Source organism: Sulfurimonas sp. ST-25 (genome assembly GCF_048079205.1).
In the GTDB taxonomy this organism is placed as follows: Bacteria; Campylobacterota; Campylobacteria; order Campylobacterales; family Sulfurimonadaceae; genus Thiomicrolovo; species Thiomicrolovo sulfuroxydans.
The window spans coordinates 128,997-143,164 of the sequence record NZ_CP182225.1 but is presented as its reverse complement, the minus strand read 5'-3'; the positions used below and the strand labels follow the sequence as shown (position 1 = coordinate 143,164).

Genomic DNA, 14,168 nt, shown 5'->3' with positions numbered 1-14,168 from the left:
CCTCCTTAAACCGCCTTAATCTACAATCGCGGAAAAATTCCCGGGATTTGTTCATGATTCAAGAAGCCCATAACGCCTACAACGCACAGGATTTTGCCACCGCCTTCGCCCTCTACAGCGACCTCGCCGAAGCCGGGAACGCGGATGCGCAGGTCTCGCTGGGGTATATGTACCAGCAGGGACAGGGCACGGCCGTCGATGATGCCGCAGCGCTGAAATGGTACGAAAAAGCCGCCGAGCAGAAACAGCCCTATGCGCTCTTCAACCTCGCCATCCTCTACGCCAACGGCCTCGGCGGCGTCGCACACGACCAGTTCAAAGCCCACGAGTACTACCTCGATGCCGCCGTGCACGAAGTCCCGCAGGCGATGTACGAGACCGCGATGATGCTCGAACGGGGACTGGGCTGCGTGCAGAACTACTCCGAAGCGGCATTCTGGTATGAAGAGGCTGCCAAGCGCGGCCACCGCGAAGCCTTCAACAACCTCGGCGTCTTCTACAAAGAGGGCCACGGCGTCCACCAGGATTTCGGGCGCGCCTACGTCTGCTTCTCCCGCGCCGCGGAGGCGGGGCTGGCCCAGGCGCAGTTCAACCTCGGCCTCCTCTACGACCAGGGGCTCGGCGTTGAAGAGGACCACGACAAGGCGCTCGAGTGGTGCCGCAAAGCCGCCTACAACGGTCACGAAAAAGCCAAAGAGATCATCAAGGGTCTGCAGGACGAAGGTAAGATTGTTTTCTAACCCCCGCCGCTCTGCGGCGGACTTCACAACAGGTAAAGCGCGCCTGTTTTCCTATATAATGAGCGTTTAGCAAACCAAAAAGGTATAGAGATGTTCACAGGGTTGATTCGGGAGATGGCAACGGTAAAACGGTTCAGCGGGGACCGCCTGAGCCTCAAGGCCGCCTACCGTCCGAAACTCGGCGACTCCATCGCCATCAACGGCGCCTGCCTCAGCGTCGTCTCCCTGGAGAGCGACGGGTTTACCGTCGAGCTCTCCCCCGAAACACAGGGGATCATCGCCACCGAGAACCTCAAAGGGCGCGTGCATATCGAACCGGCCATGCAGTTTGGCGACCGGCTGGAGGGGCACATCGTCCAGGGGCACGTGGACACCGTCGGCACCGTCAAGAGCATCAGCGACAACGGCAACAGCTACGACGTCGTCATCGACGTCGACAAGAAGTTCATCCCCTACATCGTCCCCAAGGGCTCCATCGCCATCGACGGCGTCAGCCTGACCGTCAATGACGTCTACGAGAGCAGCTTCCGCCTCACCATCATCCCCATCACCATGCGCGAGACCCTCTTCGGCAGCTACACCGGCGGTACGAAGGTGAACATCGAAACGGATATGTTCGCCCGCTACATCGCCCACTTCCTTGCGCACAAGGATGCGAAACTCGACTGGGAGACCGCCGAGCGCTTTACGGCACTTTACTAACTACATATTATGAATTGATTTGCAAAACAGTCGAGCGCGGTTTAACTGCGCGTGGGTCTCGCGCCGAGCGAAACCCAGTGTTAACGTAGATATCCGTGCTTTGCTCGGATATCGTACAATCAATTGAGCTTCAACACTCCCATCATATTCAGCATCACGATGACCAGTGCCACCGGGGCGACATAGCGCAGGCTGAAGTGCCAGATGCCGTAGGCAAGCCCCATCTCCTCCTTCACTGCCGCTTCGACACGGTTGGGCTCCATGACGTACCCGATAAAGATCGCCATGATAAGCCCCCCGAGCGGGAGCAGGATCGAGGCGGTGACGTAGTCGATCCAGTCAAAGAGGCTCCTCCCGCCCCAGGTGAGCTGCGCGCCGTATTCACTGCTGTTCGAATAGATAACGACGATACCGACCAGGTAGAAGAAGAGCCCCATCGCCGTCGCGGCCTTGAAACGGCTCCAACGGAAACGGTCTATCGCCAGCTGGACCATCGGTTCGACGAGGGAGACGGCGGAGGTGAGCCCGGCAAAGGCGAGGGAGATAAAGAAGAGCACGGCAAAGACGTTGCCCAGCGTCCCCATCTCGTAAAAGACCGCCGGCAGCGAGATGAAGACGAGGCCCGGACCGGCAGAGGGTTCCGCACCGTACTGGTAGAGGAAGGTAAAAAGCATCAGCCCCGCCAGCAGGGCAATGCCCGTATCAAGCGCCACGACGACGAGGGCGCTTTTGACGAGGCTGCTCTCCTTGGGCAGGGAGGCCGAGTAGGTGAGCAGGGAACCCATCCCGAGCGAGAGGGTAAAAAAGGCGTGCCCGACGGCGGTGACGAAGGCCTCGGAATTGAGCTTGCTCCAGTCGGCGCTGAACATGAACTTCCACGCCTGAGTAAACCCAGCCTGGGTCGTCGCGTAGAGGAACATCCCGCCGACAATGAGGAAAAGCATCGGCATCAGCACAAGGTTCAGCTTCTCGATACCGCCCTTGATCCCGCGGATAACGATGACGGTGATGATGAGAAACGCAAGGGTGTGGTAGAAAATCTGGGTTTTGAGGTCCGATCCCAGCATCGTTTTAAAGAGCCCCGCGGCCTCCTCCGGCGAGGAGGGAAGATTACCGAGCGAGACAAAGATGTAGTTGAATATCCAGCCGATGACCACGGAGTAGAAGGTCATGATGAGCAGGCCGGTAAAGGCCATGAAACCGCCCCATTTCCACGCAGCTTTGTGCCGCGGGGCCAGCTCTTCGAACGCCGTCAGCGTGTCGCGGCGGCTGAGGTAGCCGATAAGCAGTTCGGCGATCATGACCGAAAACCCTATGAGCATCACGGTAAAAAGATAGACCATGACGAAGGCACCGCCGCCGTACTCCCCGGTGATGTAGGGGAATTTCCAGATATTGCCCAGCCCGACCGCACTCCCTGCGGCAGCAAGGATAAATCCTATTCGGCTAAAACGTGCTATTTTCATCAAGGTTTCCTAGGTTCGTTGTATACCCGGTCTATTTAAACAAAAAAGTATTGACAAAGGGCTTAACATCAGTTATAATTTCGCCTCACTTATCCGGATTATCCGTGTGAGGTGACAAGGTCGGGGTGTAGCTCAGTATGGTTAGAGTACTTGGTTTGGGACCAAGGGGCCGAAGGTTCGAGTCCTTTCACCCCGACCACCTCTACAACATTCTTCATGGTGGGTATAGCTCAGTCGGTTAGAGCACCAGTTTGTGGCACTGGGGGTCGTGGGTTCGAACCCCATTACCCACCCCATGTTTTGACAACATTCCCGATAATATTTTTTTTTTGATACACCATACGTTTTTACACTATGGAAGCGCCCGTGGCTCAACTGGATAGAGTATCGGACTTCGGATCCGACGGTTATAGGTTCGAATCCTATCGGGCGTACCACCGGGGCTTCCCCATTTACAGATGCGCTCTTAGCTCAGCTGGATAGAGCAATGCCCTTCTAAGGCATCGGTCGCAGGTTCGAATCCTGCAGGGCGTACCACTTGATTTATACGCCAAACGAGCAAAAGCCCGTTTGACTACGCTAACGCTGTGTTTACTTCAGCAGCAGGCTCGCGCACCCTTGGTGCTTTTGGAAATATGCTTCGCTGTTTCCGATGAAAAAATCATATCCGTTCAAACCTCTGAACGATTATGCGGACGTGGTGGAATTGGTAGACACGCCAGACTTAGGATCTGGTGCCCAAAAGGTGTGGAGGTTCAAGTCCTCTCGTCCGCACCATCTTCATACGCTTTAATCCTTAAGCTTATTTTCTTAAAATGATCGCACCCTAATACTGTAGGCTGTCTAATCATGTATCAAAAACTCCGACAATGCTATTTACTCGCTATATTAACCCTTTCCACATTTGCCGCCGCGCAAGATTATCAGTATCAAAACGGTACCTATTTTGATATGGGGGTCGCCTCAAAAACCTTCAAAAAAGTCCTCTTCGCCGTCCCCACCGATCTGTACAACTTTGCGGTAGACCCCTTTTTGTACCCGGAAAAATCGCTGACGGCCCTGGGCATCGTCGGTGGACTCGTTCTGGTCGACAAGCCTACAACGACGTTTTACCAAGAGAATATCGAGTCCAATATAGACTATTCCCTGGATACGATCTTTCCCCACAGCGGTATGACAAAATTGATGCGCACCGGCGCCGACAGCTGGCTGACCTACGGCATGGCTTTCTCCTATCTTGGAGGGGTTGCCCTCGGTGACGAACGAACACAGGCTGCCGCATTATTAGCGATAAAAGCTACGGCTTACTCTTATGCCATCAGCCACGTCATCCTGAAAACCCTTACGGGTAGACAGCGCCCGATGGATGATTTGAAAAACTGCACAGACTCAAGAAGCATTTACCATACCTGTGACCCCTATGATTTCGGGAACTGGCACTGGCCACCGACATTTAACACGGAGCAGGACGGAACTTCCATGCCCTCGTTTCATACGACAATGTATTTTAGCGTCGCACGCGTCGTCGCCGAAGTCTACGACTCGTATTGGCTCCCCTATCTGGGTGCCGGTGTTTTGTTTGCATCCGCTATCAAAGGGCATCAGCACTGGGTCAGCGATCTCGTAGCCGGCGGCATCATCGGAACCTGGATCGGGCATGAAACCGTCTACAGCTACACCAAAACCGCGCACGGAGAAAAGGCGCAAACTTACACCATCTCTCCTACTCCTTACGGCTTCATAGTCTCTATTGCCTTCTAGCGGCGGAACGATTTCAGTCGGTGATCCCGATCATCTTTTTCTTTCCGTCAAAGCGGTCGATAACAAACAGCATGGCCGGAAACACGAAGAGATCCGTCAGCAGCGAGATCAGAACCAAAATGACACCATAAAGACCAATGAGCTGCGAGGTTCAAGTCCTCTCGTCCGCACCACTTTTTTTACTTCCCTTCTTATTTTTTCCGATCCTTAAGCATTTCCTTAACGCCGTAACGAAAACCGCAAACAAGAAAATTTATCCTACATTACTGCATCAGAACACTCAAGGAGACGCAATGAAGCGGAACCGCTCTATCGCCTCACTGCTGTTGGCCGGACTGCTTTTCGTTCCGGCATTCGCTCTGGCCCATGAAACGCCCCAGGAGCCCCGTATCAAAGTAGCGGCTACGGCTTCCCCGACTAGCGACGGCAAGGCCGCAATTAGCGAGACGGCCGAACCGCGCACGGCTCCCTCCGTGCGCAGCGACCTCGCCGACTGCAGTTACACCCCCGATGAAACCTTCGCGGTGACCGACGCCATTTGCCACTGACGGGCAGGCATTATCTTCCCCGGTCGAACCGGTCGATAAAGAGCAGCATGACCGGCAGGACGAAGAGGTCCGTCAGCAGCGAGATAAACACGAGCACGGCGCTATAGAGACCGATGAGCTGCAGCGACTGCAGTGAAGAGAGGTAGAGCGCCACGAAGACAGCAATGAGCACCGCCGACCCGATAATGACCGGGATCCCCGAATAAAAATACATCTTCTCCAGCGCGTGTTTCCGGCTCCTCCCGATATAACGTGCCCGGAAATACTTGTACGCGAAGTGGATCGTCGCGTCCGAGGCCAGTCCGACGGCGATGGTCATGGCAATGAGCATCTCCAGGCTCAGCGGCACGTCGAGCAGCCGCACCAGCAGGCCGAACCAGGCGATCGGTACGGCATTGACGATGAAGCCGACAAAGACCATCGCCACGGAACGGAAGATCCACCCCGTAATGAGCCCGATAACTAGCAGGGCCGAAAAGAGCGACGTGGAGAGCAGTAGCGTCTTGTTGAACTTCGCGCTGTCGAGGAGCGTCTCCTTGTCCACGAAGTAGATGTCCAACGCACTGTAGCGCGCCAGCCAGTCGATCAGTTCCAGTTTGTCGACATCGAAGAGGTTGATCCGGATATTGACCGCATCCGCATCGTAGTAGCTCTCCCGCATCCCGTAGAGATCGAGGTAGAAGAGCGCCTGCATCAGCGCCTCGTCGTCGAGCGTGTCCGTCTGGGAATTGGCATCGTTGAGACTCTGCACGATCGTCGAAAGGGAGACGACCTCCCCCAACCCCTCCCCGAACTTTTCCCCCATCGCCTCCGTAAAACGGTCGATGGAGCGGATCAGCTCGAGGTCGATGCGGGCATAGGGGATCTTGAGCTGGATCTGGTCGTTGACAACGTTGAGATTGAAGAAACGGCTGCTTTCGCTGTAGATCATCGACCCGCCGAGCACCATAAGTCCGAAAGTCACTCCCAGGAAGAGGTGGAGGAACTTCCGGTTGTAATGCAGCTCGCTCGACGCGAAAAAATAGCCCATCTTCGCGTAGGGGATATGGGTATGCTCCAGCTCAAAGTAGCTCAGCAGCGCCGGCAGGAAGGTGAGGTTGATGACGTACCCGACGATGGAGGAGAAAATCACCCCCAGACAGAGCAGCCGGATGATGTCCGAATCGATAAAGAGCAGGCTTCCCAGCCCCAGGGCCGTAATCACGGAGGTCCAGAGCGCCGGTGCGGAGCTGCGGTTGAGCATCTTGATGAGGGCATTGCGCTTGTCGATCTTGTACTGCGAAACGTGCCAGCGGTAATAGAAGAAGAGGAAATCCACGAGAACGATACTGATGGTGATGAAGGGCATCGTCATGTGGACGGCAGCTATTCCCGTCAGCCCGTAGATCAGCGCAAAGGTAAAGAGCGTACTGAAGGTGATGACGACAACCGCGCTGATCGCGGAGATGTAGTTTCTGAAAAGAAACCGAAAAACCATGAAGATGGTCAGCAGCAGGACGACCCCGTAGCGGATCAGCTCCGGCCAGTCAACGCTCTCATTCGTCGCGGTATAGGTGTAACTTCCCGGTATTGCCAGGCCGCCGAGGTCGACGGCGCTTTGCGCGCTGATAAAGAAGCGGAACGTTTTAAAATCGGCATCGACGACGTTCCCGTAGGCATTGAAACGCTCCTTGACGAGCTTTTCCAGACGGAAGGTATCCAGGTCACCGGTACTGACAACGCCGACCATCTCCGATGTGCCGCCGATCGCGCTCTGCTCTTTGCTAAAGAGCGAGTAGACCTCGTCCACCCCCTCGAGTGCCCCGAGCCGGTCATTGAGCTCGTGCAGCGCCTCCCTCGTCGTTTCGTCGAAGGCATCGACATGGACCGTCAGTTTGGAAAGCAGGTGGGGGGTGTAGCGGTTCGCTTCGCTCCGCTGCATCTCGGCGGAGTCTTTGAGCCAGAACATCGCGTCCGATGAGAGGACCCTGGGGTGGTAAACGGCCAGGACCGCAAAGAAGAGCAGGAGGTAGGCGGCGATGATATAGCCCCTGAAGCGGGCAACGGCATCGACATACTTGGTAACGTCGGGGGTTTGGTAATACATACTGACTCGCTAGGGGCGCAGTGCGACCATGAGATAGGGACGCTTGTAGACGTCCATTGCCCGGGCGACGGCCGCGATCTCGTCGACCCGCTTCTGTGTCGGAGCAGTCACATCCGCCGTATGGCGCTCCGCCCCGACCATCACTTTCAGCAGTGTCTCCGCAGGCGACTTGGAGGCGAAAATCGCCGAAACCGTGCGTTCCGATTTCAGGCGCGGGATGCTGTAGAGGTAGACATAGTAGCGGTACTTCGAAAGCATCTGCGCATTTTGCGAAACCATCCTGATAAATTTGCGCGAATGGGGACAGAGCGGGTCAACGAAGACATACACCTCCGTCTTCCCCTCTCCCAGGATGATGGCATCCTGTCTTATCCCATCGAGCAGGGCTATTGCCTTCGCATATGGGAGCTGCAGATGCGTCTTCTTTTGCTCGGCATGGACAATGGAGACGATCAGCAGTAACGCAAAAACGAGACTTTTCATAGTCAGATTGTAAACCAATTGCATGACATCACCAAAACCGTTTTGAATATTTTTTGTGCAGGCCACCCGGGAGCGCTCCGCAAAACGCAACACCACCCGAAGAGGGCGACCGTATTTTTGTTTATTTTAAGGATTGTAGCGTATAATTACGCTCTCTTTTAATTACCAATGTGCGTTCGTGGTGGAATTGGTAGACACGCTAGATTCAGGTTCTAGTGGCTTAACGGCCGTGGAGGTTCAAGTCCTCTCGAGCGCACCATCATCAAACTTTTCCCAATCAAAAAATCTTTCATTGTACAAAACCATCAAACCAGATCGGCATCCCGCAGACTTTTCACATCCGGATTGCAGGCGATCTTGTGCGCCATATCGACCTTCTCGAAGCGCGGCAGTTCGCCCTTGCACGCCACCGTCGCATTGCGGTACCCTTCCCCCTTGTTCAGGTAGATGTTGAAACCGTTCTCATAGAGGGCCAAACGGGTCCGAAGGGCCGTCGAGTAGGTCGTAATGACGCTTTTGTCATGGGTCAGCCGCGCCAGCTGCGCAAAATACTCGGAGGTCCAGAGGATCGGGTTGTGCTCCGGGCTGAAGGCGTCCTGGTAGACGATGTCGAAAGGTTCCGTCAGCCCCGGGAGTGTTTGACGTGCGTCACCGAACAGTACCGTGACTTTCACCTTTTCGTCTTCGTAGCTGCCCGTTTCGCTGATCGCTTCGATGATCGACAGGAAAGGACGGAAGATCTCGGGGTATTCGAAAACAGCCAGCGACCGTATAAGCGCCTCGTCCAGTTCGGGGGAGACGATCTCGATGCGTTTGTCGATCCCCTGTTCACGCAGATAGTAGAGTGTCGCGAGCGTATTGAACCCCAGCCCGAAACAGATGTCGAGGATGCGCAGCGACGGCGCCGCTTCGAAACAGGAGAAGGCGGGGATGACGTGCTTTTGCAGCGACTCCGTCAGCGCCCCGTCCTTGGTGGAGTGGTAGTGTTCCCCGTACTCGACCGAATAGGCGGTATTCGTACCGTCTTCGCTGCGCACGCTTTGGTGCAGGGCATCGTCGAAATGCGGCATCAGAGCCCGTTCCCCCACATGTGCATCTTCTTCCCCATAATGACCGTCACCCCTTCGGCGACCTCCTCGATAACGTTGCCGGCACGGAAATCGGTCCGCTCCAGCAGTGCAAGCTGCGCCTCGGTGTCGGCAGCTCCCGCTTCCGTGACGATGATCACCTCGGCGGCATTGGCCAGGGTCGTATAGATGGCGCGCAGGATGCGTTCGGGCTGGCTGTGGCGGTGTAGAACGTCGCGGATAAAGACGATGTCGTTATCCCGCGGCAGGGCCCGGAAGGGTTTATCGAAATCGGGCACCGTCTGCTGCTGCAGCGTCGCCCCCGTCCCCTCCGGGAGCGGGAGATGCTCCCCCGGGTATTGCGCCAGCGCCAACCGGCCGTGCACTGGGCCGAGGCGCCGCAACAGCGCCGCCGTCAGCGCATCGCTGTGGGCGGTAACGTCGAGGATCTTGTAGCCGGGCTGCGGCGTAAAAAGCGATAAGAACTGCTCCAAGCCTACTCCGGTTCCACAAGCGGCGGCGGCTGCTTGAGGCCCACTTCATCCTTGATGTTCTCGAGCGTGTTGCCAATCTTCTTCTGGTACTCGCTGCTCTGCGCGAACATCAGCTGCAGGTCCGTCGGGCTGCCGCTCTGGCTGTAGGCCACCTCTTCGGAGATCACATCTTTGAGGCAGAGTTCGAAGAGGGCCTGGTTGAAGGTCGTCGAACCGAAATGCGAGTGCTCGTTGGCCATAATATCATTGATCTCGAAGTCCCGCTTGGTGCGGATCAGGTGCTCGACCATCGGCGAGCGGAAGAGCATCTCGCAAGCGGGCACCAACGCACCGTTCTTGTCGTGGATGAGGCGCTGGGAAACGACCGCTTCGAGGTTGCTGGCGAGGTTCAGGCGCACCCGCTCCTGCTCAAAGGGCGGGAAGATGGCGATGAGACGGTCGATCGTCTCCTTGGCATCGAGGGTGTGGAGGGTCGAAAAGACGAGGTGTCCTGTATTGACGGCCTGCAGGACGTTTTCGGCGGTTTCAAGGTCGCGCATTTCGCCGACCATGATGATGTCTGGGTTCTCGCGCATCGCCGCCCGAAGCGCCTGGTTGAAGCCCTTCGTATGCAGTCCGACGTTGCGCTGCTCGATGACGCACTTTTTGTCGATATGGACGAATTCGACCGGGTCCTCGATCGTGATGACATGCTTGCGGCGCTCCCGGTTGATCTCCTCGATGAGCGACGCCAGCGTCGTCGATTTACCGCTCCCCGTCGTTCCCGTCACCAGGACCAGCCCCCGCTGCAGCTTCGTCAGACGGTGCAGTTGATCGGGCAGGTTCAGCGCTTCGATCGTTTTGATCTCCAGAGGGACGAGTCGGAAGACCATCGCGATCCCGTCGAGGTGCCAAAAAAGGTTCACCCTGAAACGACTTTCGGCGTTGAGGACGTACATCGTGTCGTATTCGAACTGCTGCTCGAAGGTCTCATACTGCGCCCCGAGTATGTGGCGGGCGATCGATTCGACGGCAAAGGCGCTGAGCGTCTCGGTCGTAAGCGGGGTCAGATCCCCCTCGATCCGCGCCGTCACGACGGCACTGCTTTTGACAAAGAGGTCACTTCCCTCTTTCTCGACGAGTTTGTCCAAAAAATGTTCCAGGATCAGAACCGGGTCACTGCTTCCATTTATCATATTTCCACTCTACCATAATCTATTTTGCCGCGTCAAGGCCGAGGTGCGACGGCACCTCGCCCTTCTCGCCGCTTAGGGCTTCCGGATCGCGCTCCGTGATCCGGCCCGCTTCCATGCCGTGCGTGGCGATCATGTAGTTGCGGATCGCCGCCGCCCGGGCATGGGCCAATGCTTCCAGCGCCCCGTCGGGCAGCGGCTGGCTCTCGATCATCATTGCCACCAGCTTCTCCCGATAGATCCGCCGCCGCGTTTTCCTGTCCGCATCCATCGCATCAATCTCCTCTTCGAGCGCATCGAGTGCCTCCTTGCCCAGCCGCTTTTCAAACAGCGGTTCCAGCAGTTTCGGTATCAGCGCATTCTCCGTCGAAGCGGCATCCTCGCCGCTCTGTGCCAGCACCTCGCTGATGAGCGCCTGCTGCTTCAGCGCATGGGTATCCGCTTTCGGGTCGTACGTCCCCTGCACCGTCATGGCGAGTTTCGGCCGTTTGATCATCACCTTGGCCAGCATATCGAGCCGTTCCCGCGCCACGGCGTCAACCGTCGGCGATCCCGTAGCGAACGCAACCTCCTTGAGGCTGTCGCCTTCGATGCCCAGCATGGAACCAATCAGATCAAAAGGCGCCGTGACCGCCTTGGTCAGCAGGTTGACGAAGGCCTTCCAGACGACCTTGCCCCAGCGGAACTTGGGATTGTTCACATCCCCCTCGACCGGCATGTCGATGTCGATGACGCCGTCGCGGTCTTCGAGCAGGGCGATGGCGAAATCGAGCGGCAGGCTTACCGAATCGTTGCTTTCAATACTGTCGCCGAGCACGATCTTGTTGATGATCATCCCGTTGTCCCCCTGCATCGCGCCCTTGACGATCCGGTAGCGCAGCGTCACCGAGAGCTTCCCGCTGTCGATCGCCCGGCCGACGAACTTGCCCGAGTAGGGGGTATAGGATTTGAGCTCGATATTGCGGAAATTCACTCCGATGTCCGTAAAGGCCTTCGGGTCACCCGTGTTGAGGCTCCCCTCGGCCTTGGCGGTACCGTACTCGTCGATCTCCCCCGCCACCTGCAGGTATGTCGTATCTTCGGGCAGCGTCGAAATCCCCAGCACCTCGCCGTTGACATCATGGATCTGCGTGTCGAAGGGGAGCGGAAGCGACTCGTCGGCGAAGTGCACGGCCCCGTTATAGAGCGTAAACTTCATGATGCGTACGGGAAAGGGCTGCTTGGCCGCCTCGGCCGTTTTTTCAGCCCCTTGCGGTGCCGCGGTCCTCTCCGAAGGGCGCATGAGCGTCGAAAGGTTCAATGTTTTGTTCGCATCGATCAGGATCGAGCTGAAAAACCCGCCCATCGTCACGTTGTCCACAAAGAACTGATCGGGGGAGAGTGTGAAAAGAAGCTTTTTCGCCTCCAGCGTCTTCAGAGAGACCAGTGGCGTCGCGTCGCGGCTGTCGTTGACCAGCAAATCGTTCAGGTTGAAATCGCCGCGCAGCCGCAGGTCCGCGGAGCGCTTCGAGGGGCGGTAGCGCGTCTGCCCCTTCAGGCCGACGCGCCCGTCGTCGATCTTGACGAACATCCCCTCCTCCACGTAGGGGCTGAAAGGCTTCAGGCGCAGCCCGGAGACGCTGAAATCCGTTGTCGCCTTCAGCGGCTCCGGCACAAGCGACCCTTTCGCACGCACCCGCCCGTCGCCGTTGATGCGGAAGCTGCCCTGCAGTCCGATCGCACGGGAAGGGTCCGTCGTGACGCCGTTCACGTCCAGATCAAAGCGCTGCACCCGCGTCGTGGTCGTATGCGCGATGGCGGCATCGCGGAACGAGGCGGCGCCGCTTCGGACCTGGATCTTCTTGATGGCGGTGCTCCAGGGCGTCTCCGCCTGCTGCGCCTTTTCAGCGGCGCCGCGTTTTGCCGGTGCCGCCGGTTTCGCTTTAACCAGCTGCGTGGCGTCGATGCTGCCGTCGCGCTCGCGGCGCAGGTTGACCTGGGGCTTCTCAAGCACAATCCGCTCGACCCCGGCCTTCTTCGCCGCCGTCGATGCGGTTACCCCCGTGACGGAGAGGGTATCGAAAGCGGCCAGTTTGCGTTTCGAGCCTCTGGGCGTCAACAGCAGCGACTGCAGCGTCGCATTGGCATCGTTGACGGTGACGGCGACCGAAGCGTTTGCTTCCCGGGCGCTGACGTCCGCGACCGCGCCCAGTACGGCGCTGCGCAGTACCACGTCATGCCGTGCCAGGGCGGCATCGGCGGCGGCATCGATGTAGGGGTTGAACCAGGTCACGTCCAATCCGCCGCACGACGCCAGGGCGGTCGCGTCCAGCGGCGAGTGCGAAAGCCTCCCTGCCGCTTTACATTGCATCTTTTTGTTAAGCTGCAGCGCCGCGTCAAAGGCGAGCGGTGTCGCCGGGAGCGCACTGACATGGCGCGCCGTCAGGTTGAAATCATCCAGGGCAAGGTGCACGGCCGGGCGGACGCTGCCGTCGTCGAAACGCCCCCGTATATGCCGCAGCGTCACCCGGTTGATGAGCATATCCCACGGCGCGGAGGCTGCCGCTGTATCGCCGGCCGGTGCGGCCGAAACATTGGCCTCATTCCCCTTGGGAAAGTAGTGCGCCCAGTTGAGGCTGCCGTCTTTGCGCCGCTGCAGATCGACATAGAGGCCGTCGATGCCCGCCGTGTCGATACGGCCGAACTGCGCAAGCGGCCGTATCGGTCCCCCTTCGACCGTCAGCGACGCCACCCGCAGTACGTCCGCGTTCTCGGCCTTGGGCTTGACCCGCAGCCGCTTCAGCGCGAAGCGCAAATCGTCGACGGTGGTCGCATTCAGCTCCGCGAGGTTGACGTCATAGGTAAAGTGCAGCTCCATCCGGCCGTCGGCCACCTCGAGGGCGCTGATCTCGCGCAGAAAATGCCAGGCGTCATAGAGCCGCCCGGCATCGTAATCGACCGTCCCCGACAGTGCAAAGGGTTCAAAAGAGTGCACGCGGCTCTTGACGTCCAGCAGTCCGCCCTCCTCGGTGTGGGCAAAGAGGTGGAGTTCGTTCTCGCCGCCGCCTCCCGTATCGATATCGTGCAGATCGAGGCCGATCGGCGAGAAGTCCAGCTGCAGCGGGACGGGTCGGGAGAGGTCGGTAAAGGTGATCCCGCCGTCTTCAAGCTCGAACGTCTCCAGCCGCAGCGAGGGCATGGCACTCCCGTTCGTCTCCGCCGGAGCCGTCTCCGCGGCGTCGCCGCTCCCCAGGTGCGTCAGCCAGTCGAAGTTGAACCGCCCGTCACGCTCCTGCACGACGGAGAGCCGCAGTCCCCGCAGCCCGAAATACTCGACGGAGATCTCCCCCCATATCAGGTGGAGGACGTCGACATTGACGTCAAGGCGCCGCAGACTGGCCAGCGGCGCCCCCTCGGGATCGGCAAAGCGGATCCCTTCGACCGTCAGGTCAAGAATGAAAGGGTTGAACAGGGCCCGGTCGATCTCCAGGGATCCCCCCGTCATCTCCCCGACCAGTTCCGGCACTTTCGTGCGGATCAGGTAGGGGACGGCAATGACCGCCGTCAAAAGATAAAGGGCGATGACGCCGAGTAACGTTCGCCAGATCCACCGTTTCATGACCGTCTCCTTATCGTCTCTGCTCACATTATACCCCAGCGGTAATGAACT

The 14,168-nt window shown here is 58.0% G+C and carries 11 protein-coding genes and 6 tRNA genes; 10 read left to right on the top strand and 7 right to left on the bottom strand.

Annotated features, from left to right (window positions below):
* Positions 1-53: 53 nt before the first annotated feature.
* Positions 54-740 carry a tetratricopeptide repeat protein gene (locus ACM66T_RS00755; RefSeq protein WP_231019689.1) on the top strand — a complete coding sequence of 229 codons (687 nt, stop codon included), beginning with the start codon at positions 54-56 and terminating at the stop codon, positions 738-740.
* 90 nt (positions 741-830) lie between these two features.
* Positions 831-1,442, top strand: coding sequence for a riboflavin synthase (ribE, locus tag ACM66T_RS00750; RefSeq protein ID WP_416768676.1), 612 nt, complete (start codon positions 831-833; stop codon positions 1,440-1,442).
* Positions 1,443-1,561: 119 nt separating this feature from the next.
* Here the strand turns inward: ribE and ACM66T_RS00745 are convergent, their stop codons facing one another.
* Positions 1,562-2,908 (bottom strand): sodium-dependent transporter, encoded by a 1,347-nt coding sequence (locus tag ACM66T_RS00745; protein ID WP_416768675.1) that lies wholly within the window; start codon positions 2,906-2,908, stop codon positions 1,562-1,564.
* 121 nt (positions 2,909-3,029) lie between these two features.
* Between ACM66T_RS00745 and ACM66T_RS00740 the strand changes: the two genes are divergently transcribed.
* The 7 genes from ACM66T_RS00740 to ACM66T_RS00710 all read left to right on the top strand — a co-directional run bounded on the left by ACM66T_RS00740 (position 3,030) and on the right by ACM66T_RS00710 (position 5,217).
* Positions 3,030-3,107: transfer RNA gene (locus ACM66T_RS00740), tRNA-Pro, on the top strand.
* A 20-nt stretch (positions 3,108-3,127) separates the two neighbouring features.
* Positions 3,128-3,204: transfer RNA gene (locus ACM66T_RS00735), tRNA-His, on the top strand.
* Positions 3,205-3,268: 64 nt separating this feature from the next.
* Positions 3,269-3,345: transfer RNA gene (locus ACM66T_RS00730), tRNA-Arg, on the top strand.
* 23 nt (positions 3,346-3,368) lie between these two features.
* Positions 3,369-3,445: transfer RNA gene (locus tag ACM66T_RS00725), tRNA-Arg, on the top strand.
* Positions 3,446-3,599: 154 nt separating this feature from the next.
* Positions 3,600-3,685: transfer RNA gene (locus ACM66T_RS00720), tRNA-Leu, on the top strand.
* A gap of 72 nt (positions 3,686-3,757) precedes the next feature.
* A complete protein-coding gene (locus ACM66T_RS00715; RefSeq protein ID WP_231019686.1) occupies positions 3,758-4,669 on the top strand; it encodes a phosphatase PAP2 family protein in 912 nt (303 codons plus the stop codon).
* A gap of 293 nt (positions 4,670-4,962) precedes the next feature.
* The gene (locus ACM66T_RS00710; RefSeq protein WP_231019684.1) at positions 4,963-5,217 is read left to right on the top strand and encodes a hypothetical protein; all 255 of its coding nucleotides are present in this window, start codon (positions 4,963-4,965) and stop codon (positions 5,215-5,217) included.
* Between the two features lie 10 nt (positions 5,218-5,227).
* Here ACM66T_RS00710 and ACM66T_RS00705 read toward each other — a convergent pair whose 3' ends face one another.
* Positions 5,228-7,303 (bottom strand): hypothetical protein, encoded by a 2,076-nt coding sequence (locus ACM66T_RS00705; RefSeq protein WP_231019683.1) that lies wholly within the window; start codon positions 7,301-7,303, stop codon positions 5,228-5,230.
* Positions 7,304-7,312: 9 nt separating this feature from the next.
* Positions 7,313-7,786: a hypothetical protein gene (locus tag ACM66T_RS00700; RefSeq protein ID WP_231019682.1), complete on the bottom strand. Its 474-nt coding sequence runs from the start codon at positions 7,784-7,786 to the stop codon at positions 7,313-7,315.
* A gap of 172 nt (positions 7,787-7,958) precedes the next feature.
* Between ACM66T_RS00700 and ACM66T_RS00695 the strand changes: the two genes are divergently transcribed.
* A tRNA-Leu gene (locus ACM66T_RS00695) sits at positions 7,959-8,045 on the top strand.
* A gap of 46 nt (positions 8,046-8,091) precedes the next feature.
* Here ACM66T_RS00695 and ACM66T_RS00690 read toward each other — a convergent pair.
* Genes ACM66T_RS00690 through ACM66T_RS00675 form a run of 4 tightly spaced genes read right to left on the bottom strand, consistent with a single transcriptional unit; the run spans position 8,092 to position 14,117 of the window.
* The gene (locus tag ACM66T_RS00690; protein ID WP_231019681.1) at positions 8,092-8,856 is read right to left on the bottom strand and encodes a tRNA (5-methylaminomethyl-2-thiouridine)(34)-methyltransferase MnmD; all 765 of its coding nucleotides are present in this window, start codon (positions 8,854-8,856) and stop codon (positions 8,092-8,094) included.
* The gene (locus ACM66T_RS00685; protein WP_231019680.1) at positions 8,856-9,347 is read right to left on the bottom strand and encodes a hypothetical protein; all 492 of its coding nucleotides are present in this window, start codon (positions 9,345-9,347) and stop codon (positions 8,856-8,858) included. The genes ACM66T_RS00690 and ACM66T_RS00685 overlap by 1 nt, the downstream gene beginning before the upstream one ends.
* A 2-nt stretch (positions 9,348-9,349) precedes the next feature.
* Complete coding sequence (locus ACM66T_RS00680) at positions 9,350-10,522, bottom strand: type IV pilus twitching motility protein PilT (protein ID WP_231019679.1); 1,173 nt, start codon at positions 10,520-10,522, stop codon at positions 9,350-9,352.
* A 19-nt stretch (positions 10,523-10,541) separates the two neighbouring features.
* The gene (locus ACM66T_RS00675) at positions 10,542-14,117 is read right to left on the bottom strand and encodes a DUF748 domain-containing protein (RefSeq protein ID WP_416768674.1); all 3,576 of its coding nucleotides are present in this window, start codon (positions 14,115-14,117) and stop codon (positions 10,542-10,544) included.
* Positions 14,118-14,168 lie beyond the last annotated feature (51 nt).